Raw genomic sequence first — 18,809 nt, 5'->3', positions numbered from 1 at the left:
ATGTTCATTAACTGGCTTGCGACTGCTGAATGCAGCGCCTATCAACCCTCAGACAGCGGAGGAAACAGCAAATGGCCGGGCTATATCTCGAGGAATTCGTCGTCGGCCACGTCTTCCAGCACACGCTGCGCAAGACCGTCACCGAGAGCGACAACATGCTGTTTTCGGTGATGACATTGAACCCGCAGCCGCTGCATATCGACTTCGACTTCGCCGCCAAGAGCGAATGGGGCAAGCCGCTGGTCAACTCGCTGTTCACGCTCGGCCTGATGATCGGCATTTCGGTCAATGACATCACGGTCGGCACGACGGTCGCCAATCTCGGCATGAAGGAAACCGTGTTTCCGCATCCGGTCTTCCACGGCGACACCATCCGTGTCGAAACCTCTGTCGTCTCGGTACGCGAGTCCAAGTCGAAACCCGATCGCGGCATCGTCGAATTCGAGCACCGCGCCTACAATCAGCATGGCGACCTCGTCGCCAAATGCACCAGGCAGGCGATGATGCTGAAGAAGGCCGCCTGATGCGTTCGCTGCTGTTCGTTCCCGGCGATTCCGAGCGGAAGCTGGAAAAGGGGTTTGGCGCCGGCGCCGACGTGGTGATTGTCGATCTCGAGGATTCCGTGGCGCCGCAGAACAAGGCGACGGCGCGCGCGGTCGCCGCACGCTTTATCGTCGAACACAGGGGACAAACCACCTCGGCCATCTATATCAGGGTCAACGACCTCTCGACCGGGTTGACCGACGACGATCTTGCCGCGCTCGTTGCGGCAAAGCCGGACGGCATCATGCTGCCCAAATCCAACAGCGGCCAGGATGTGCAGCACCTCTCGGCAAAGCTCAGGGTTCGGGAGGCGGAGAACGGCCTGCCCGACGGCTCGATCAGGATCCTGCCGATCATCACCGAAACCCCGGCGGGAATACTCGCCGCCGCGACCTATGCCGGCGCAAGTGCGCGGCTCGCCGGTCTGACCTGGGGCGCGGAAGACCTGTCGGCGGCGATCGGCGCACGCTCCACCCGCGACGAGCAGGGCCGTTACACTGACGTGTTCCGCCACGCTCGCCTGACGACTATCCTGGCGGCCGGAGCCGCCGAGGTGGCCGCGATCGACACCGTGTTCCCGAATTTTCGCGACATGGCGGCATTCGCCGCGGAATGCGCGGAGGCCGAGCGAGACGGCTTCACCGGCAAGATGGCGATCCATCCCGACCAGGTGCCGGTCATCAATGCCGCCTTCACGCCCTCGGTCGAGGCGGTCAAACAATCGGCGGCGATCGTCGCGGCGTTCGAGGCAGCCGGAAATCCCGGCGTCGTTGGAATCGACGGCAAGATGTACGACCGCCCGCATCTGCGGCTGGCCGAAAGGCTGCTTGCACGCGCGAGGGCGGCAGGCATTTCCGCCTGACCGCTACCAGACCTTCGGGATCAGGCGGTAGCGGACCTCAGCAGCATAGTCATCATAGCCGCGCAGGCCGATGCGAAGCGTTTTCTCTTCTATGAACGTGCGGATGGCCAGGAGAACGACGAACACGAGCACCGATGCCAGCCCCCACCAGGAGTCAAGTAGGAGTGCCGTGCCGGCGAAGAAGAGAATGGCGCCGGCATACATGGGATGGCGGACATAGCTGTAAGGCCCGGTGGTGATCACGCGTTGTCCCCGTTCATCCTGGATCTTCACCACGGGCGCAGCAAAACTGTTCTCCAGCATGGTCAGATAGCAGATCCAGATTCCGATCAGCAGGACCAGCGCTCCAACCGCCTGCGCCCAGACAGGAACCGTCGACCAGCCGAAACGGAAATCGAATCCTATGAAAATCTGCCAGCCGACGATGGCGATGAGAAGTATTGATAGCAGGACCTTGTCGGCCGCCGTCTGGTTCTTCTGGATGGGAGGGCTCAGCCGCTCTTTCATAAGGCCGGGATCGCGACGCGCCAGCGCCACGCCCAAGGTAAGGCTGAGCCCCACCATCACCACCAGATAGACCCAGGCTCCCGGCCAGTGCAGCGTTCCCGCCGACAGGAAGAGCAAGGCGCCCATGACGCCGAACCAGATGAATGTCTGAAGAACCAATTTCGCGATCATGATCGACCTTCCACGGCATGCCCCTCGCCGGCATTGCCAGAAATAGACCAATGGTCTACCATACCGACCGATGGTCTATAATTCAAGTGGACTCCGCGCTGGACGGAAACGGCCATCACGTGCAGAAGGTTGGTCATGCCCCGCGTCATCAAACATCCAGAACTCAGGCGAGAAGAACTTCTGGACCATGCCCAAGCTCTGTTCCTGACGCACGGCTACGACAGAGCGAGCCTCAACGACGTGATTGCGTCAGCCGGCGTCTCGAAGGGCGCCTTCTATCACTACTTCGCCTCCAAGGAGGCTCTTCTGGACGCACTGGCCGACCGTTTCGCGAGACAGGCACTGGCTGGGGTTCAGGGCGTGCTCGACGATCCCGGCCTCGACCCGCTTGGCCGTCTGAACGGCCTGCTCTCCCAGTCGCGACGGGCCAAGATCGAGACCGCGGCGGAAGCCTGGGCTCTTTTCGAAACGATGTTTCGGCCGGAGAATCTGGTGCTTTTCCACCGCATCAACCTGGCGGCCAGCGCGTCGTTTTCACCCTTGCTGGTCAAGATCATCCGGCAAGGTGTCGAAGACGGCACTTTCAGGACCTTCGATCCGGAGGGTGTCGCCGACATCGTCATGCAGTTCGGCTTGGCCACGCATGATGTCGTCGCCAAGGCGATCGCCGGCGGCAGCGACGCCGATATGGAGGTCGCGATCGAAGTCCTGGAGAAACGCGTCAGGCTCTACGAGATCGCTCTCGACCGTATACTTGGCCTTCCCGACGGAAGCATTCGGATCGGAGAACCCGGCTACATCAGAGCCGTCATGACAGCCCGACGCAAAACGAACCCCGTCAAGGCGCGCTGAGCGGCCGGAGCCTACTCCTTGCCCCAGCGTGGCCGGCGCATCGAAAAGACCTCTTCGACGCTGGCGTAATCCATGTAACCGAGACGAGCCACATTTCCGGCCTTGGTGATGTCGAACAGGCCATCTTTCAGGAAGGCATCGTCAATGTGCACGCCGACCACCTCGCCGGCGACGACGACGGCGCTGGTTGGCGTTCCGTCCAACGCCCTTGGGCGGAAGACTTCCGTCACCCGGCATTCCAGCGCGGCAGGCGCTGCCGCCACACGCGGCGGCCTGACGAGACGCGAAGGCGCCATGGCGAGATCGGCATAGACGAACTCGTTGACGCCAGGCGGCGCGTTGACGGACGTGTAGTTCATCTTCTCCGCAAGATCGCGGCTGACCAGATTGGCGACGAACTCGCCGGTCTCCTGGGCAAAGGAGGCGCTGTCCTTCTCTCCTTCCGACGAGAACCAGACGATGAAAGGGCGCGTCGAAACCGCATTGAAGAAAGAGTATGGCGCGAGATTGATCTCGCCCGCCTTGTTCAGCGTCGATATCCAGCCGATCGGGCGCGGCGCCACGATCGCCTTCGACGGATCGTGCGGCAGCCCGTGCCCCCTGGACGGTTCGTAGAACATTCAACCCGCCCAGGGTCCTGCGTAATCAGCGTAGAGCTTGGCCGGATCAGGCCGTGGCCGCTCCGGCGCCGGGCCGGCATAAGAGCCGATGTGGATGAAACCGACGACGCGCTCCTGCGGCGCCAGTCCGAGGATCGCCCTGCCCTCCGGCACGTCGGAATACCAGTTGCTGATCATGTTGGTGCCATAGCCCAGCGCATTGGCCGCAATCATCAGGTTCATCGCCGCCATGCCGCCGGACAGGAACATTTCCCATTGCGGGATCTTGGGATTCTCTTTCGGCACCGACACCACACCGATCACCAGCGGCGCACGGGAAAAGCGTGCCAGCTCCTGGTTGCGGCGGCCTTCGGGCAGCGGCCCTTCCCGCTGCTCGGCAAGCTCCGCGAGCCTCCTGCCGATCTCGACGCGGACATCGCCGCGATAGAGGATGAAGCGCCAGGGCTCCAGCCGGCCATGGTCGGGCACGCGCGTTGCGGCGGCGATCATCGTCGCTATATCGGCGTCGCTGGGCGCAGGATCCTTGAGGTCCGGAATCGGTGCTGAATTTCGGGTCAGCAGGAAGTCGATGATCGGCGACGCCATGGGCGCAAGTCTCCTAGACACTCTGTTTTGAGCTGAAGCGCACCATCGGGAATTCGGGCGGCTCGGGCAAAGGCGCGCGAGCGCCGGGCTGAAGAGTCGTGGATCGGACTCTTAAGCCTTGAAATTGCCACCGCCATGGGCTTCAACGCAAGGCATGTTTGAGGGGCGACTGCGTCTTTTCCTGGTTTGGCTCTGCGCCGCGCTGTTCCTGCTGCCGGTCTCCTTGGCTGCTGCGCAGGAAAAAGACGGCGTCAGCGACCTGAAACTCCCCGGAATTTCGAGCTATGCGACGCCCAAGACCGAAGCCCCGCTGGCGCTCGGCGGCGGTGGCGCCATCACTTTGTCGGCCCAGCTGACCGACAAGGGCACCGACATCACCCGTGGCCTCGTCTGGCGTGTCTTCAAGCCCGAGCCCGTCAACGGCAAATTGCCGATGGTCGCCTCCGCGCATGGCGGCAGTGCCGTCTTCCAGCTCGAGCCCGGCAGCTATCTGGTCCATGCCTCCTATGGTCGCGCCGGCGCCACCAAGCGCATCACTGTCGGCAAGGAAGCCAAGCGGGAAAGCCTGGTGCTCGACGCCGGTGGCCTGAAGCTCGACGCGGTTCTATCCGGCGGCGTGCGCATTCCCCCGAAAAAACTGCGCTTCTCGATCTATGAGGGCACCGCCGAGGCCAATGGCGACCGCGCGCTGATCATTCCGGATGTGGAACCCAACAGCGTCGTGCGGCTCAATGCCGGCATCTACCACGTCGTCTCGACCTATGGCGCGGTCAACGCGGTGATCCGCTCCGATATCCGCGTCGAGGCCGGCAAGCTGACCGAAGCCACCGTCGAGCATCACGCCGCCGAGATCACGATGAAGCTGGTGCGCGAAACGGGCGGTGAAGCGATCGCCGACACGTCCTGGTCGCTGCTCAACGAATCCGGCGATCCGATCAAGGAAACAGTCGGCGCCTTCGCCTCGATGGTGCTTGCCGAGGGCGACTACACCATCATCGCCAAGAACCGCGACCGCATCTACCAGAAGGATTTCACGGTGGTGGCCGGGCAGAACCAGGAGATCGAGGTTCTGGCGACCGAGGCCGCGGCGATGGATCCGGAAGAAGGCGCGGATTAGCCTTCTACGACCCATTCCCCTATTTCAGGCCGCCAGCTTCAGCTTCGTCCGCGCCGGCAGGAAGGGAATCCGGCGGCGCGGCAGCTGCGGCGCCAGGTCGAACACGCCGCGGTAGAGACGCTCGAGCAATGCCTTGCGGTCGCGCAGCGGCTCCAGCTCACTCCAGCTCAGCACATCGCCGACGCGCACGTCGATCGCCCTGCCGGACAGCCGTGCGAATTCGCGGATGAGCAGCGACGTGCGCAATGTCAGCGAGGCCTTGCCGACGAATTTGGCCACCCGGCCATCGCGCTCAGCCATGTTCATAGGCCCGCTGACCAGGTGGAACAGCCTGCCATTCTGTCCGGAAAAATGCATGGGAACGACCGACGCCTTCGCTTCCTGGACGAGGCGGGCGGGAAACATTTTCCATGGCAGGTCGCGCGCCCGGCCAAAGCCTTTCGGCGCCGTGGCGACGCCGCCGGCCGGAAACACCACGATGGTGACGCCCTCCTTCAGCAGGCGTACCGCCTCGTGGCGCACGGCCATGTTGTTCTTCAGCGCTTCCTTGGTCTCGGAAAAGTCGATCGGCAGCGAATAGGGCTCCATCTCGCGAATCCTGAGCAGATCCTTGTGGATCATCACCCGGAAAGGCCGCCCGAGCTGCTCCGCCAGCGACAGCACCGCAATGCCGTCGCCGATGCCGAAGGGATGGTTGGCAACGATCACCAGCGGCGTATCGGGCAGTTGTGCGGGCGGCCATTGATCGGCGGTTCGCACGCCGACATCGATCAGGTCGAGCATGCGGCTGAACACGCGCTCACCGGTCGGTACGACCTCACGGCGCCAGAAATCGTAGAGTGCCGCAAAGCGATCGCGGCCGGAAAGGCCTTCGACGGAATGAATGAACCACCGCGCCAGCACCGGCTGGTGCGGATTGGCGTAGGAAAGTTCGGGAAAGGACCGTTCGCGCAATTTCAGCTTGAGCATAGGGGCTCGTTACAAGATCGGCGTGACAGGGATATGAAAATGGCGGTGGATCGCTCCACCGCCACCATCAAAGGTGCTGCTCAAATCAGGCGGTGCGCTTGCGCCGGCGATCGGGCGTGATCGCCTCTTCGGTCAGCCGATCGATTGCCTGCACAAGGCCCAGCGACTCCTGGTCACGCGATCCAAGCCGGCGCATGTTGACCGTCTGCTCTTCCGCCTCGCGCTTGCCGCAGACGAGGATGACCGGAACCTTGGCCAGGCTGTGTTCGCGAACCTTGTAGTTGATCTTCTCGTTGCGCAGATCGGCCTCGGCCGACAAGCCCGCGGCCTTGAGTTTTGCCACCACTTCGGTCGCATAGCCGTCGGCGTCGGACGTGATCGTCGCCACCACCACCTGCAGCGGCGCGAACCACAGCGGGAAGTGACCGGAATAGTTCTCGATCAGGATGCCGAGGAAACGCTCCATCGAGCCGCAGATGGCGCGGTGCACCATGACCGGCTGCTTCTTCTCCGAATCGGAGCCGATGTAGAAGGCGCCGAAGCGTTCCGGCAGGTTGAAGTCGACCTGCGTCGTGCCGCATTGCCATTCGCGGCCGATGGCATCCTTCAGCACATATTCGAACTTCGGCCCGTAGAAGGCGCCCTCGCCCGGATTGATCGAAGTCTTGATCCGATTGCCGGATCTCGTCCTGATCGTCTCCAGCACGCTGCTCATGATCGCCTCGGCGTGGTCCCACGCCTCGTCGGTGCCGACACGCTTGTCCGGCCGCGTCGACAGCTTCACGCTGATCTCGTCGAAGCCGAAATCGGCATAGGTCGACAGGATCAGGTCGTTGATGCGCAGGCATTCCGCCGCCAGTTGCTCCTCGGTGCAGAAGATGTGCGCATCGTCCTGCGTGAAGCCGCGCACACGCATAAGCCCGTGCAGCGCGCCTGATGGTTCGTAGCGATGCACATTGCCGAATTCGGCAAGTTTCACGGGCAGATCGCGATAGGACTTCAACCCATGCTTGAAAATCTGCACGTGGCCCGGACAGTTCATCGGCTTCAACGCGAAAACGCGATCGTCGTCGGTGTCGTCGCCGGCAACCGTCACCTTGAACATGGCGTCACGATACCAGCCCCAGTGGCCTGACGTTTCCCACAGGCTCTTGTCGAGCACCTGCGGGGCGTTGACCTCCTGGTAGCCCTGCTCGTCGAGCCGGCGGCGCATGTAGTTGACCAGGTTCTGGAACATCTTCCAGCCCTTGGCGTGCCAGAAGACGACGCCCGGCCCTTCTTCCTGGAAATGGAACAGGTCCATCTCGCGGCCAAGCTTGCGATGGTCGCGCTTCTCGGCCTCCTCCAGCATCGTCTGGTAGGCATCAAGCTGCGCCTGGTCGGCCCAGGCCGTGCCGTAGATGCGCGTCAGCATCGGGTTGTTCGAATCGCCACGCCAATAAGCGCCGGCCACCTTCATCAACTTAAAGGCATTGCCGATCTGGCCGGTCGAAGCCATGTGCGGACCGCGGCAGAGATCGAACCAGTCGCCCTGGGCGTAGATCTTGAGATCCTGATCCTCGGGAATGGCGTCGATCAGTTCGAGCTTGTAGCGCTCGCCCTTGTCGGCGAACACCTTCTTGGCCCTGTCGCGCGACCAGACCTCTTTGGTGAACGGCTTGTTGCGCGCGATGATCTCGCGCATCTTCTTCTCGATCACCGGAAAATCATCCGGCGTGAACGGCTCGTTGCGGGCGAAGTCGTAATAGAATCCGTTCTCGATCACCGGCCCGATGGTCACCTGCGTTCCCGGCCACAATTCCTGCACGGCTTCCGCCAGCACGTGGGCGGTGTCGTGACGGATAAGCTCAAGGGCGCGCGCGTCGTCGCGAGTGATGATCTCGACCTTGCCGGACTTGCCGAGCGGGTCGCTGAGGTCGCGCACGGTGCCGTCGATGGCATAGGCGACGGCCTTCTTGGCCAGCGACTTCGAGATCGATTCGGCAAGGCCGGCACCGGTCATCGCCGCGTCGTAGTCGCGGACGGAGCCATCGGGGAATGTCAGGGAAACGGAATTCAGCATCATGTATCTCCTATCCAGTCCCGCAAACGAGCGCGGGTGGTAAAATGCAGGTCACCGTCGGCTTGCGGCTGCGACCTGCATCAGGTTGGCCGGAGGCGTCCGGCGGCGGCAGTCTTTTATGAGCAGATGCCGCCGCCGTAAAGCCCAGCCTACTTCATCAGTTGCGGCAGATCCCTGAGGAACGCGGCCCTGGTCGCCAACCCTTTCGGCATATCAGTCCGATTGGTATCGACAACCAGCCGGGCGAACACGATCTGGCGTCCGTCTTTCCGGGCCCAACCGACAAACCAACCGAGCGAGCGCTTGTCCTTGCCGCCCTCGCCGAGCCTCGTGCTGCCGGTCTTGCCCTGAACGGCCCAATCACCAGCCTTAAAGCTCGGTATGATTGCGCGTGTCATCTCATGCGCCTTCGCCGACACCGGCATCTTGCCAGCGAGCATTTGGCGCAGGAAGGCAACTTGTTCGACCGGCGTGATCTTGAGCGAGGAGTTGACCCAGGAACGGGTGAGACCGTCATCCTTGCCGGGATTGCCTGAAACGTCGCCATTGCCGTAGTTAAGCTTCGATACATAGCCGGCAAATTTCTCGCCACCCAGCCGGCGGGTGATCTCCCGGGAATACCAGATAATCGAATCGCGTTCCCAGATCACCGGGTCGACGGCCTTCTGATCCCTCTTCACCGCATTGAATTCGGGTTTGTAGTCCCAGGTCGGCGTATGCTCGTCGCTCAGGATACCGGCGTCGTAGCCGATCAGCGAGAGCGGTACCTTGAACGTCGAGGCCGGGCTGAACCGCTGGTCGCAGGTTCCGTCCTGGAAAAGCGTCTTGCCGGTCGCCGCATCGGCGATCAGCGTGCAGTGCACATCCCCAAGCGGAGCCGATTGCGCGCGCATCGGGAACCCCAGCAACCAGGCGAGCAGGAAAAGGACTCCAGCCAGGATAAAGGGAAGACGGTCGATGTTACGCATTGATGCTCGCTCCAGAAGGGTGTTCGCGAGCGGGCTTAGCTAGGTCTCTTGTCTCGATTTTGTCTCAAATGCGCAGTCTTTGTGCAGGCTTGCGTTAACCCTACCGAATTCTAAAAATCTGTCCTCAAATCGAGATCCGTATAATGCTGGCCCATCAAACACGCGTTAATTCAACGCGTGTTGTACTTCAAATTTGAGGAGCTCATATCGTCTCCGGTTAACCCATCTGGACAATGTCTGCGTCGACTGCTCGAATGCCGATCAGAAATGAAATTATGGCCTTACTCTCCATGAGTGTTTGGAAAAAAGTTATAGCCTATATCGCGTTGACGAGCCTGATCGGGTACACGATGGGCATATCAGTGTCAGCGCTGGCTTCTGGAGAAATAAGGGATAAATTCAGCTGGATTAAATTCGAAAAAAACCCGATAGATTTCATACTATCTTTAGTTGGAACAGTCGCTTTCACTGTTGTTTTGTTTTTTATTATATATCTTATATACCATCATGAACGCTACATAGTATATATGGCGACCAAAATCTGGAGAGAATATAAGAAAATGACTGGGCCTCGCCTGTGACGATCACCTTATCGGCAACTGGTTTTGGACAGGAGTCGCGTCGTCGTGGTTGTAGGGTTCCATGTATCAAAACGACGACCCAGCATGATGCTGAATGGTACGAAATAGTCCGACTTTGAAGTTAGGCCACCGTCAGGCCTGGGCTTGGCCGCGTTTCCTGCCGATCCGCCAGTACCGCCACGGCATGAACCAGACATAACGATCAGCCAGCACTTCCGGAACCAAATCGACGCCGTGCGTGCCGAATGGGCCGCAGCGCAGCACGCGGAAAAATCCCATCCAGCCACCGGCCCACAGGCCATGGCGGGCGATCGCCTCATGCGCGTATTCGGAGCAGGTCGGCAGATGCCGGCAGGAATTGCCGACAAAGCCGGACAGCGTCAGCTGGTAGAGGCGCACGAGCGACGTGCCGAAGAGACGGCCAGGCGTCTTGCGCCACGGGCCGGGCCAGTTGCGGCCGCGTCCCGGCGGCCTGGCAGTGTGGGCATGCCCATGCGGGTCGTGCACCGCAATCTCCGTATCGCGTTCCTCCCGCGATAGATGTGAGCTTCGCCGGGAGAACGCAATCCCCACCCGCCGTGCGTCATGGGCGGAAGCGGCGAAACGGCTGCCGGTCAACCGCAGGCATCGAGCGGCCGGGGCGGATCGGCTCCTCGCCGCACTTTGTATGCAGCCTTTCGTCACGCCATTGGAACGTCGCGATCCGCATCACATCGCCGAAGATGTTCAGGAACTGGTTCAAGCTCGGTCTCCTTTGATGCGATTAGACCGCCGCTGGCCTTGGCCTTCAAACGAGTATAATTTCCACTTCGGATAACCCTGGATTATGCGAATGAAGCGCGGGCGCTTGCCGTTGACGGCATTGAGGAGTTTCGAGGCGGCGGGTCGGCATCTGAGCTTCAGCCGGGCCGCGGAGGAACTTTTCGTCTCCCAGGCCGCGATCAGCCGGCAGATCCGCGAGCTCGAGACCTTCCTGCGCCAGCCTCTGTTCGAACGCCATCATCGCCGTGTCGAACTGACCGATACCGGCCGCCGGTTGCTTGCCCAGTTGGTCCGAAGCTTTGACGATATCGACCGGCTGCTATCGGAACTGGTGGCGGTCCCCGCGCAGTCCCTGGTTCGTGTCAGTGTCGAGCCGTCGCTTGCATCCGTATGGCTGGTGCCCCGGCTCAACCGATTCCGCCAATTGCGGCCCGATATCGACGTGTCCCTGGAAGTTGATCCAAGGCTGATCGATTTCCGCGGCGATCAGCCCGAACTTGCCTTGCGCTTCAGCGCCCATGCCACCTCGTGGCCTCGCAGCCAGGCCGAGCGGCTTGCCTCGACGGTCGATTCCCCGGTTCTGTCGCCGATGCTGCTCGCCTCGGGCCCTGCCCTCGAGAAGCCGATCGACCTTGCCCGCTACACGCTTCTGCACGAGGAAAACCGCCAGGGCTGGGCGCGCTGGTTCGAGGCGGCCGGCGTGCCCGCCGACGCCGTGCCGGCGCGAGGTCCGATGCTGGCGGATGCCTCGCTGTCAAAGCAGGCAGCGCTGCTCGGGCATGGCGTGGCGCTGGGTGATCTCTTGCAGATCGGCGGGGAAGTCGCATCCGGAGCGCTGATCAAGCCGTTCGACATCGACGTTGCGTCGGGCGCCTACTGGCTGGTGGCAAGGAACCTGAAGGATCTGTCGGAACCGGCCGCCGCGTTCGCCGACTGGCTGAGAGGCGAGTTCGCCGAAAGCAGACACAAGCTGCAGCAGCAGGCCTAAGCCGCTTCTTCGGCGCGCTTCTTCTCGATCTGGCCGATGGCGTCGACCACGGCGTCGAAGGTCAGCATGGTCGAGGCATGGCGCGCCTTGTAGTCGCGCACCGGTTCCAGGTACCTCAGGTCGGCAAAGCGTCCTTGCGGCGGCTCGCCATTTTCCTTCAGCATCTTCAGCATGGTGTCGCGCACCGCGCGCAGTTCCTCGGCGCTCGCGCCGACGACATGCCGAGCCATGATCGAGGACGACGCCTGGCCGAGCGCGCACGCCTTCACGTCATGGGCGAAGTCGGTGACCACGCCGTCTTCCATCTTGAGGTCGACGGTAACCGTCGAACCGCACAGTTTGGAATGTGCCTTGGCGGTCGCGTCGGGATGGTCGAGCCGGCCGATGCGTTCGATGTTTCCGGCAAAGCCGAGAATTTTCGCGTTGTAGACGTCGTTGATCATTATTTTCCAATCCGTCGCCGCCAAGCGAACAGCGATTGCCGCTGCTGCGTCTTCCTTTCGCTCGCTACGACCTTATATAATGCTGGCAGTCCGGTAACGACAAGGCGATGAGCGCCGCTGTTCTGGCCGGGAAGTTCACGCCGCTTACGGGGCTGGAAACGGGGCGAGTTTCCGACACCGAAAGGTCGTGGTCCGTTCAACTCGTTCCTCCTTGGAGAGGAACTACGGGAGACGCCTTTTATGGATGCCGTCATCAAGAAATTCATGCCCCAGTCCGCTTACATGGAAAAGCCGGTCACCGACCGGCCGAGCGAAGCCGAGGTCGAGGCCGCGGTGCGCACCCTGCTGCGTTGGACCGGCGACAATCCGGACCGCGAAGGGCTGATCGACACGCCCAAGCGCGTGGCCAAGGCCTATCGCGAGATGTTCGGTGGCTACGACATGTGCCCGGCAGAGGAACTCGGCCGCACCTTCGAGGAGGTCGCAGGCTATGACGACCTCGTCATCGTCAAGGACATCCAGTTCCATTCGCATTGCGAGCACCACATGGTGCCGATCATCGGCAAGGCGCATGTCGGCTATCTCCCAGACGGCAAGGTCGTCGGCCTGTCCAAGATCGCGCGCGTCGTCGATATCTTCGCCCATCGCCTGCAGACGCAGGAAGCGCTGACCGCGCAGATCGCCGGCGTCATCCAGGACGTGCTCAACCCTCGCGGTGTCGCCGTGATGATCGAGGCCGAGCATATGTGCATGGCCATGCGCGGCATCCGCAAGCAGGGTTCCACCACGCTCACCTCCACCTTCACTGGCGTCTTCAAGGATACGCCCGAAGAGCAGGTTCGTTTTGTCACCATGGTGCGCGGCGGCGGGGCGTAAGCCCGGCACCGGCATCGCCCAACCATGATCCCGAAGAACCGGTTCTCGGACAGGATGGTGGTCAAACAGGAAAATGCACCGGCGATGTCGGCACTGGAATTTCCCGAAGCTCCGTCAGACAAGAAGGCTCTCGAAGAAGGCGCCGTGTTCTCGCCGCGCTTCGACGCGGCCGGTCTTGTCACGGTGGTCGTCACCGATGCCGAAGACGGCATGCTGCTGATGGTCGCCCATATGAACGCGCAAGCGCTCGCGCTGACATTGGAAACGGGCATCGCCCATTACTGGTCGCGTTCGCGCAACGCGCTTTGGAAGAAGGGCGAAACCTCGGGCAATTTCCAGCATGTCGTCGAGATGCGCACCGACTGCGATCAGGATGCATTGTGGCTGCACGTGAAAGTGTTGGGCCACGACGCAACCTGTCACACCGGCCGGCGTTCATGCTTTTATCGGACGGTGGGTCTGGTCGATGGCAAGGGGACGCTTGTCGACGACGGCAGCAAACCGCTGTTCGATGCGGAAAAGACGTATCGGAAGCCTGTGTGAACCATTCCATATTCACAAACCACTCATGTTCACTATTCTCAAACATCCTTTTGATACAAAGGATGTGGGACAAGGGAGATCATGATGCTCGAGTGGGCGTCATTGCGTAACAGATCAGACGTTCGAGAAGCCAACGGCCTCTCCTCGTCCGGCGGCGCACCCCAACCAAAACCCGAAAAGAAGACAGGCATCTCACTGGCATTGGGTGGCGGCTGCGCCCGTGGCTGGGCCCATATCGGCGTGCTGCGTGCACTCGACGAAGCCGGTATCGAAGTGTCGATGATAGCCGGCACATCCATCGGCGCGCTGGTCGGCGGCTGTTATCTCGCCGGCAAACTGGACGAGTTGGAAGAGTTCGCCCGCAGCCTCACCAAGCGGCGCATTTTCGGCCTGCTCGATCTCAATCTGCGCGGCAGCGGCCTGTTCGGCGGCATGAAGCTCGACGCCCGCCTGCGTGAGCATGTGGCAGGCGTTCGTTTCGAGGATCTCCCCAAGCCATTTGTCTGCGTCGCGTCGGAAATCCGCACCGGCCACGAAATCTGGGTGTCGAGCGGCTCATTGATCACGGCCATGCGCGCGTCCTACGCGCTGCCTGGCGTGTTCGAGCCGGTGAATTGCAACGGCCGGGTGCTGGTCGACGGCGCGCTGGTCAACCCGGTCCCGGTGTCGGTCTGCCGCGCCTACGAACAGCCCCTCGTCGTGGCGGTCAATCTTCACTACGACCTGTTCGGCCGCGCAGCGGTGATAAAGCACAGCGCCGGCGAACTGGTTGTCGAAAAGGACGCGCCGCGCGCCGGTCACTCGGACCCCGACCACCAGTCGCATCAGAGCCGCCTCGGCATCACCGGCGTCATGGTCGAAGCCTTCAACATCATCCAGGACCGCATCTCGCGCGCCAGGCTTGCCGGCGATCCGCCCGACATGTCGCTGCAGCCCAAGCTCAGCCATATCGGCCTGACCGAGTTCCATCGTGCCGATGAGGCGATCCAGCTCGGCTACCAGGCGACGATGGCCCAGATCGGCGAACTGAGCCGGCTGCAGACGGTTTTGGCTTAGCCAGCCAACCTCACGCCCGCGCCGCGTCGATAATGCGGAACTGTACGGTGCGGTTGCCGTTCCAGTAATTGCCCGACAGCGAGCCGGCGACATGCACCGTCTTGCCCCGGTTCTTGAACAGGAATTCGCCAAGTGCGGTGTCGACGGCGCGAAAGGCGATCCCCTGGATTCGGCCGCCGCTCTCCGACTGCAATTCGGCGCGGATATGGTTGGTGCCGACCGGCCGGGCGTCGGCCAGCCGATGGCGCGGCAGCGCGAAAACCGGTGCGACATGGCCGGCGCCGAAGGGGCCGGCCTTTTCCAGCGCATCGAGCAGGCTGAGCGTCGCGCCTTCGGCGGCAAGCGCGCCGTCGATTGCCAGGCTTTCCTCGTCCTGCAGCCGAAACACGTCGGCGGCCGCGCGCTCCTCGAAAAACGCCCTGAGTTCGCCAAGCCTGGCGCGCTCCACGGTGATACCGGCCGCCATGCCATGGCCGCCGCCCTTGACGATCAAGCCGGCATCGGCGGCTTCGCGCACCAGCCGGCCGAGGTCGAAGCCCGACACGGAACGGCCCGAACCGGTACCAATACCCACAGCGTTGAATGCGATGGCGAAAGCCGGCCGCCGGGCATGATCCTTCAGGCGTGAAGCGAGCAGACCGACAATGCCGGGATGCCAGTTGTTGCTGGCGGTGACGACGATGGCCGGGCCATTGCCGCCGGCAAGCTCGGCATCGGCTTCGGCGCGGGCTGCCGCAAGCATCTCCTGCTCCATCAGCTGCCGCTCCTGGTTCAGCCGGTCCAGCGTCTCGGCGATGGTCCCTGCCTCGACCGGATCGTCTGTCGCAAGCAGCCGACTGCCAAGGGCCGCGTCGCCGATGCGCCCGCCGGCGTTGATGCGCGGCCCGATCAGATAGGCAAGATGAAAGGTGCCGATCGGTTCGCCGATGCGAGAAACCCGCGCCAATGCGGCAAGCCCTTCATTCTTCTGCTGGCGCGCCACTTGCAGCCCTTTGACGACGAAGGCACGGTTGACGCCGGTCAGCGGCACCACGTCGCACACGGTGGCCAATGCAACGAGATCGAGCATGGAAAGCAGATCCGGTGGCGTGGTCTCGGTCAAGCCACGCAGGACCTTTGCGGTCTGCACCAGGGCAAGGAACACGACACCGGCGGCGCAGAGATGACCCTGACCGGAAAGATCGTCGTCGCGGTTTGGATTGACGACGGCAACCGCGTCCGGCAAGGCGCCACCGACCTGATGATGGTCGAGCACCACGACATCGGCGCCAGCGGCATTGGCCGCATCGACGGAAACGGCACTGTTGGTGCCGCAGTCGACGGTGACGATCAGCGTCGCGCCGCGCGAGACGAGTTCGCGCATGGCATCGGGGTTGGGGCCGTAACCCTCGAAAATACGGTCCGGAATATAGATTTCCGACGGCACCGAGAAATGCGTCAGAAACCGCTTCAGCAAGGCTGACGAGGCCGCCCCGTCGACATCGTAGTCGCCGAAGATCGCCACCTTTTCCCTCGCCATCACCGCCGCCGCGATGCGGGTGGCGGCCTTGTCCATGTCGGTCAGCGAGGCCGGATTCGGCAACAGGTCGCGGATCGTCGGATCGAGGAACCGCTCGGTTTGCTCGGCGGTAACACCGCGCCCGGCAAGGACGCGTGCGACGATGTCGGGCACGCCATGGCCTTGCGCGATGGCCAGCGCGATCATGTCTTGTCGCTCGGTCAGCCGATGCTCCCAGGAGAGACCGGTAGCCGATTGCCTGACATCGAGGAAGAGGCGCCTGTCGCCCATCATGCGCTTTGCCAACTCATAGTTGGCCGCAGGATAATGCATGTCGCCCAAAAGTGTGCAGCGGTTTTGGGATAACGACATGCACAAACAACGGCCTAGAGCGGTTCATCGTTTCACGGAACCGCCGAACCGCTCTAACTTGTTGTTTTGACGCAATTCCGGACGGAAAACCGCTTCGCACTTGTCCTGGAATTGCTCTAAGGAGCGTCGCGTGAACACGACGGGCTTTGGCGCCAAAGGCGGGCAAAGCCAAGCGGTTCGCGGCGGTAGGCATCGCATGAGAACTCAAGAATAACTACGCTTTCCGCTTTTCAGCCTGGCGCCGGACCCATTCCTCGGCCGCGTCCCCCATTGTCTTTTCCCGATCGTTCTTGAGCCAGGCCATGAAAGACCGATCGAACCTGAACGTATCGCCGCATTCGCGGATGAAAAAGCGGCGCACATTCTGGGTGTTGCGGTAGGACTTCGTGATGGGCGTGGCACGCGAAATCGGATTCGCGTGCCAATCGAACGCTTTCATCGTCGGTCCTTGCGCGCCAAGGTTCAGATGCGGCCAATGGCTAACAACTGCGGCGCGGCTTCGCAAGCAGGCTTAAAGCAATTCCAGGAAAAGTGTGAAACGGTTTTCCCGGGAAAAGCGCGTAGCGCTTTCCCCTTGGGAATTGCGTCAAACAAAGAGTTCTAGAACTTATCCAGATCCTGGTGCCGGGCCTTGATCTCCCGCACGGTTCGCGACGACGAGCGCAGGACGATCGTATGCGTGGTGATGTATGTGCCGCCGAACTTGACGCCGGCCAGCATATTGCCGTCGGTGACGCCGGTGGCCGCGAACAGCACATCGCCGCGCGCCATGTCCTCGGCATGGTAGATCCGCTTCGGATCGGAAATACCCATCTTCGCCGCGCGGGCGACCTTCTCCGGCGTATCGAGGATCAGCCGGCCCTGCATCTGGCCGCCGGTGCAGCGCAGTGCGGCCGCCGCCAGCACGCCCTCGGGTGCGCCCCCCGTACCGAGATAGATATCGATACCGGTTTCGTCTGGGTCCGTGGTGTGGATGACGCCGGCGACATCGCCGTCACCGATCAGCCGGATCGCGGCACCCGTGGCGCGCACGGCATCGATCAGCTTGGCGTGGCGTGGCCGGTCGAGGATGCAGGTGGTGATGTCGGACACCGCGACGCCCTTGGCCCGGGCCAGGCTGGCAATGTTTTCGGCCGGCGATGCGTCGAGGTCGATGACGCCTTCGGCATAACCCGGACCAATGGCGATCTTGTCCATATAGACGTCGGGCGCGAACAGCAGACTGCCCTTCTCGGCGATCGCGATGACGGCAAGCGCGTTCGGGAGGTTCTTGGCGCAGATCGTCGTACCCTCGAGCGGATCAAGCGCGATATCGACGGCCGGGCCTTTGCCGGTGCCGACCTCCTCGCCAATATAGAGCATCGGCGCCTCGTCCCGTTCGCCCTCGCCGATCACCACCGTGCCCTTGATGGCAAGGCGGTTGAGCTCCTGGCGCATGGCATCGACAGCGACCTGGTCAGCCGCCTTCTCGTCGCCGCGCCCACGCAGCCTGGCTGCCGCGACCGCGGCCCTTTCGGTGACGCGCACCAGTTCCATGGTGAGTATCCGGTCAAGGCCGGCGACGATATTCTGGGCCACATTCATTTCGGCAAATCCTCGTTTGCATGCCACCTCCCGCCGGAGGCGGGCTTGTTTTGTCAAACGAGCATGACAACGGCAAGACCTGCCGCGAGTTTTATCGAAAGATAAGCAATATCAATCGATTGAACCTTATTCCGAACAAGATTGCGGCCCGGCTGGAAACAGCCGGGCCGCCCTTGAAGATACAGAGATAACGCCGGGATCTAGAAAACCGCGAGGTATTTGAGCAGCGAAATGATGCCGATGATGATGACGATGATCTGCACGATCTGCCGCATCCGGGCATCGAGAGGCAGGCGCTGCACCAGATAAAGAACAAGGATGATGACGAGAAATGTGATCAGGATGCCGATCAGCACGGATGAAGCCATGGTGCCCTCCTAAAATGATTACCTGAGAAACCGCGAAACGAACCGGCAACGCCGGCTCGATGTCGACGCGGTCAATACCAGCGGCGCGAACTGTCGTTGTTCAACGACTGGCCGACGGCAATCCCGGCCAGAAACCCGAGCAGGCCGATCACGCCGACCAATGCGGTCGTGGTACCCGGGTTTTCGCGCGCCACGTCCGAAACCGCCTGGGCCTGGGTGCGCAATTGCTGCGCTGTCCGCGAAGCACGCGCGGCGGCCGTTTCGTAGAAATCCGAAGCCTGCTCACTGGCATCGTCGAGCATTTCCGCGCCCCGCGCCGAAATGCTCTTGTTGATCTTGGTGATCTCCTTGCGCAATTCGGCGATCTGCTTTTCCAGCGTTTTCTGGATGTCGTCGATGTGAGGGGTGTCGGATTTGTTGGTATCGGCCATGGAGCGGCTCCCTTGGTTGCTGACCAAGAGAACGGCGCCGGCGCGGATTCG

General features: G+C 62.0%; 22 protein-coding genes. 8 read left to right on the top strand and 14 right to left on the bottom strand.

The window, feature by feature from the left end; translation table 11 throughout:
* Positions 1 to 71 precede the first annotated feature (71 nt).
* Both FJ977_RS17060 and FJ977_RS17055 read left to right on the top strand, forming a co-directional pair.
* A complete protein-coding gene (locus FJ977_RS17060; RefSeq protein ID WP_056572267.1) occupies positions 72 to 524 on the top strand; it encodes a MaoC family dehydratase in 453 nt (150 codons plus the stop codon).
* The gene (locus tag FJ977_RS17055) at positions 524 to 1,405 is read left to right on the top strand and encodes a CoA ester lyase (protein ID WP_140773226.1); all 882 of its coding nucleotides are present in this window, start codon (positions 524 to 526) and stop codon (positions 1,403 to 1,405) included. Before FJ977_RS17060 ends, FJ977_RS17055 begins: the two co-directional genes overlap by 1 nt.
* Before the next feature lie 3 nt (positions 1,406 to 1,408).
* On the opposite strand, the gene FJ977_RS17050 is transcribed toward FJ977_RS17055, so the two are convergent.
* On the bottom strand, positions 1,409 to 2,083 hold the full coding sequence (locus FJ977_RS17050) for an isoprenylcysteine carboxylmethyltransferase family protein (RefSeq protein ID WP_140773224.1): 675 nt from the start codon (positions 2,081 to 2,083) through the stop codon (positions 1,409 to 1,411).
* A gap of 135 nt (positions 2,084 to 2,218) precedes the next feature.
* Between FJ977_RS17050 and FJ977_RS17045 the strand changes: the two genes are divergently transcribed.
* Positions 2,219 to 2,935: a TetR/AcrR family transcriptional regulator gene (locus FJ977_RS17045; RefSeq protein WP_140773222.1), complete on the top strand. Its 717-nt coding sequence runs from the start codon at positions 2,219 to 2,221 to the stop codon at positions 2,933 to 2,935.
* Positions 2,936 to 2,946: 11 nt separating this feature from the next.
* Here FJ977_RS17045 and FJ977_RS17040 read toward each other — a convergent pair whose 3' ends face one another.
* A complete protein-coding gene (locus FJ977_RS17040; protein WP_140773216.1) occupies positions 2,947 to 3,555 on the bottom strand; it encodes a flavin reductase family protein in 609 nt (202 codons plus the stop codon).
* Entirely contained in the window at positions 3,556 to 4,140 is a 585-nt protein-coding gene (locus FJ977_RS17035) for a nitroreductase (protein ID WP_140773214.1), read from the bottom strand.
* Positions 4,141 to 4,294: 154 nt separating this feature from the next.
* Here FJ977_RS17035 and FJ977_RS17030 point away from each other — a divergent pair, with 154 nt between their 5' ends.
* Positions 4,295 to 5,257, top strand: a complete 963-nt coding sequence (locus FJ977_RS17030; protein WP_140773212.1) for a hypothetical protein — start codon at positions 4,295 to 4,297, stop codon at positions 5,255 to 5,257.
* 24 nt (positions 5,258 to 5,281) lie between these two features.
* On the opposite strand, the gene FJ977_RS17025 is transcribed toward FJ977_RS17030, so the two are convergent.
* From FJ977_RS17025 to FJ977_RS35825, 5 genes are all read right to left on the bottom strand, one after another.
* The gene (locus FJ977_RS17025; RefSeq protein ID WP_140773210.1) at positions 5,282 to 6,226 is read right to left on the bottom strand and encodes a GNAT family N-acetyltransferase; all 945 of its coding nucleotides are present in this window, start codon (positions 6,224 to 6,226) and stop codon (positions 5,282 to 5,284) included.
* 85 nt (positions 6,227 to 6,311) lie between these two features.
* Positions 6,312 to 8,288, bottom strand: a complete 1,977-nt coding sequence (gene thrS, locus FJ977_RS17020) for a threonine--tRNA ligase (RefSeq protein WP_140773208.1) — start codon at positions 8,286 to 8,288, stop codon at positions 6,312 to 6,314.
* A 149-nt stretch (positions 8,289 to 8,437) separates the two neighbouring features.
* Positions 8,438 to 9,256, bottom strand: coding sequence for a class D beta-lactamase (gene blaOXA, locus FJ977_RS17015; protein WP_140773207.1), 819 nt, complete (start codon positions 9,254 to 9,256; stop codon positions 8,438 to 8,440).
* 713 nt (positions 9,257 to 9,969) lie between these two features.
* Positions 9,970 to 10,344 carry a membrane protein insertion efficiency factor YidD gene (yidD, locus tag FJ977_RS17010; protein ID WP_140773205.1) on the bottom strand — a complete coding sequence of 125 codons (375 nt, stop codon included), beginning with the start codon at positions 10,342 to 10,344 and terminating at the stop codon, positions 9,970 to 9,972.
* 76 nt (positions 10,345 to 10,420) lie between these two features.
* The gene (locus FJ977_RS35825; RefSeq protein WP_181179914.1) at positions 10,421 to 10,579 is read right to left on the bottom strand and encodes a hypothetical protein; all 159 of its coding nucleotides are present in this window, start codon (positions 10,577 to 10,579) and stop codon (positions 10,421 to 10,423) included.
* 90 nt (positions 10,580 to 10,669) lie between these two features.
* Here FJ977_RS35825 and FJ977_RS17005 point away from each other — a divergent pair, with 90 nt between their 5' ends.
* Positions 10,670 to 11,587, top strand: a complete 918-nt coding sequence (locus FJ977_RS17005; protein WP_140773204.1) for a LysR substrate-binding domain-containing protein — start codon at positions 10,670 to 10,672, stop codon at positions 11,585 to 11,587.
* Here the strand turns inward: FJ977_RS17005 and FJ977_RS17000 are convergent.
* Positions 11,584 to 12,030 carry an iron-sulfur cluster assembly scaffold protein gene (locus tag FJ977_RS17000; RefSeq protein WP_056572283.1) on the bottom strand — a complete coding sequence of 149 codons (447 nt, stop codon included), beginning with the start codon at positions 12,028 to 12,030 and terminating at the stop codon, positions 11,584 to 11,586. The two genes, FJ977_RS17005 and FJ977_RS17000, sit on opposite strands and share 4 nt — an antisense overlap.
* Positions 12,031 to 12,270: 240 nt before the next feature.
* Here FJ977_RS17000 and folE point away from each other — a divergent pair, with 240 nt between their 5' ends.
* The 3 genes from folE (at position 12,271) to FJ977_RS16985 (ending at position 14,505) form a co-directional block, all read left to right on the top strand.
* Positions 12,271 to 12,906: a GTP cyclohydrolase I FolE gene (folE, locus tag FJ977_RS16995; protein WP_056572284.1), complete on the top strand. Its 636-nt coding sequence runs from the start codon at positions 12,271 to 12,273 to the stop codon at positions 12,904 to 12,906.
* An 84-nt stretch (positions 12,907 to 12,990) separates the two neighbouring features.
* On the top strand, positions 12,991 to 13,449 hold the full coding sequence (hisI, locus tag FJ977_RS16990) for a phosphoribosyl-AMP cyclohydrolase (protein WP_056573393.1): 459 nt from the start codon (positions 12,991 to 12,993) through the stop codon (positions 13,447 to 13,449).
* Between the two features lie 84 nt (positions 13,450 to 13,533).
* The gene (locus FJ977_RS16985; protein WP_140773203.1) at positions 13,534 to 14,505 is read left to right on the top strand and encodes a patatin family protein; all 972 of its coding nucleotides are present in this window, start codon (positions 13,534 to 13,536) and stop codon (positions 14,503 to 14,505) included.
* Positions 14,506 to 14,515: 10 nt separating this feature from the next.
* On the opposite strand, the gene recJ is transcribed toward FJ977_RS16985, so the two are convergent.
* The 5 genes from recJ to FJ977_RS16960 all read right to left on the bottom strand — a co-directional run bounded on the left by recJ (position 14,516) and on the right by FJ977_RS16960 (position 18,758).
* The gene (gene recJ / locus FJ977_RS16980; RefSeq protein ID WP_140773937.1) at positions 14,516 to 16,297 is read right to left on the bottom strand and encodes a single-stranded-DNA-specific exonuclease RecJ; all 1,782 of its coding nucleotides are present in this window, start codon (positions 16,295 to 16,297) and stop codon (positions 14,516 to 14,518) included.
* 292 nt (positions 16,298 to 16,589) lie between these two features.
* Positions 16,590 to 16,814 (bottom strand): DUF6434 domain-containing protein, encoded by a 225-nt coding sequence (locus tag FJ977_RS16975; protein ID WP_140773202.1) that lies wholly within the window; start codon positions 16,812 to 16,814, stop codon positions 16,590 to 16,592.
* A 161-nt stretch (positions 16,815 to 16,975) separates the two neighbouring features.
* Positions 16,976 to 17,959 carry a class II fructose-bisphosphatase gene (glpX, locus tag FJ977_RS16970; protein WP_140773201.1) on the bottom strand — a complete coding sequence of 328 codons (984 nt, stop codon included), beginning with the start codon at positions 17,957 to 17,959 and terminating at the stop codon, positions 16,976 to 16,978.
* Positions 17,960 to 18,159: 200 nt separating this feature from the next.
* Positions 18,160 to 18,327 (bottom strand): Thivi_2564 family membrane protein, encoded by a 168-nt coding sequence (locus FJ977_RS16965; RefSeq protein ID WP_081295122.1) that lies wholly within the window; start codon positions 18,325 to 18,327, stop codon positions 18,160 to 18,162.
* Positions 18,328 to 18,398: 71 nt separating this feature from the next.
* Positions 18,399 to 18,758, bottom strand: a complete 360-nt coding sequence (locus FJ977_RS16960) for a hypothetical protein (RefSeq protein ID WP_140773200.1) — start codon at positions 18,756 to 18,758, stop codon at positions 18,399 to 18,401.
* Between the last annotated feature and the right edge of the window lie 51 nt (positions 18,759 to 18,809).

Source organism: Mesorhizobium sp. B2-1-3A (genome assembly GCF_006442655.1).
Classification (GTDB): domain Bacteria; phylum Pseudomonadota; class Alphaproteobacteria; order Rhizobiales; family Rhizobiaceae; genus Mesorhizobium.
This window is presented reverse-complemented; position numbering and strand designations above follow the sequence as displayed.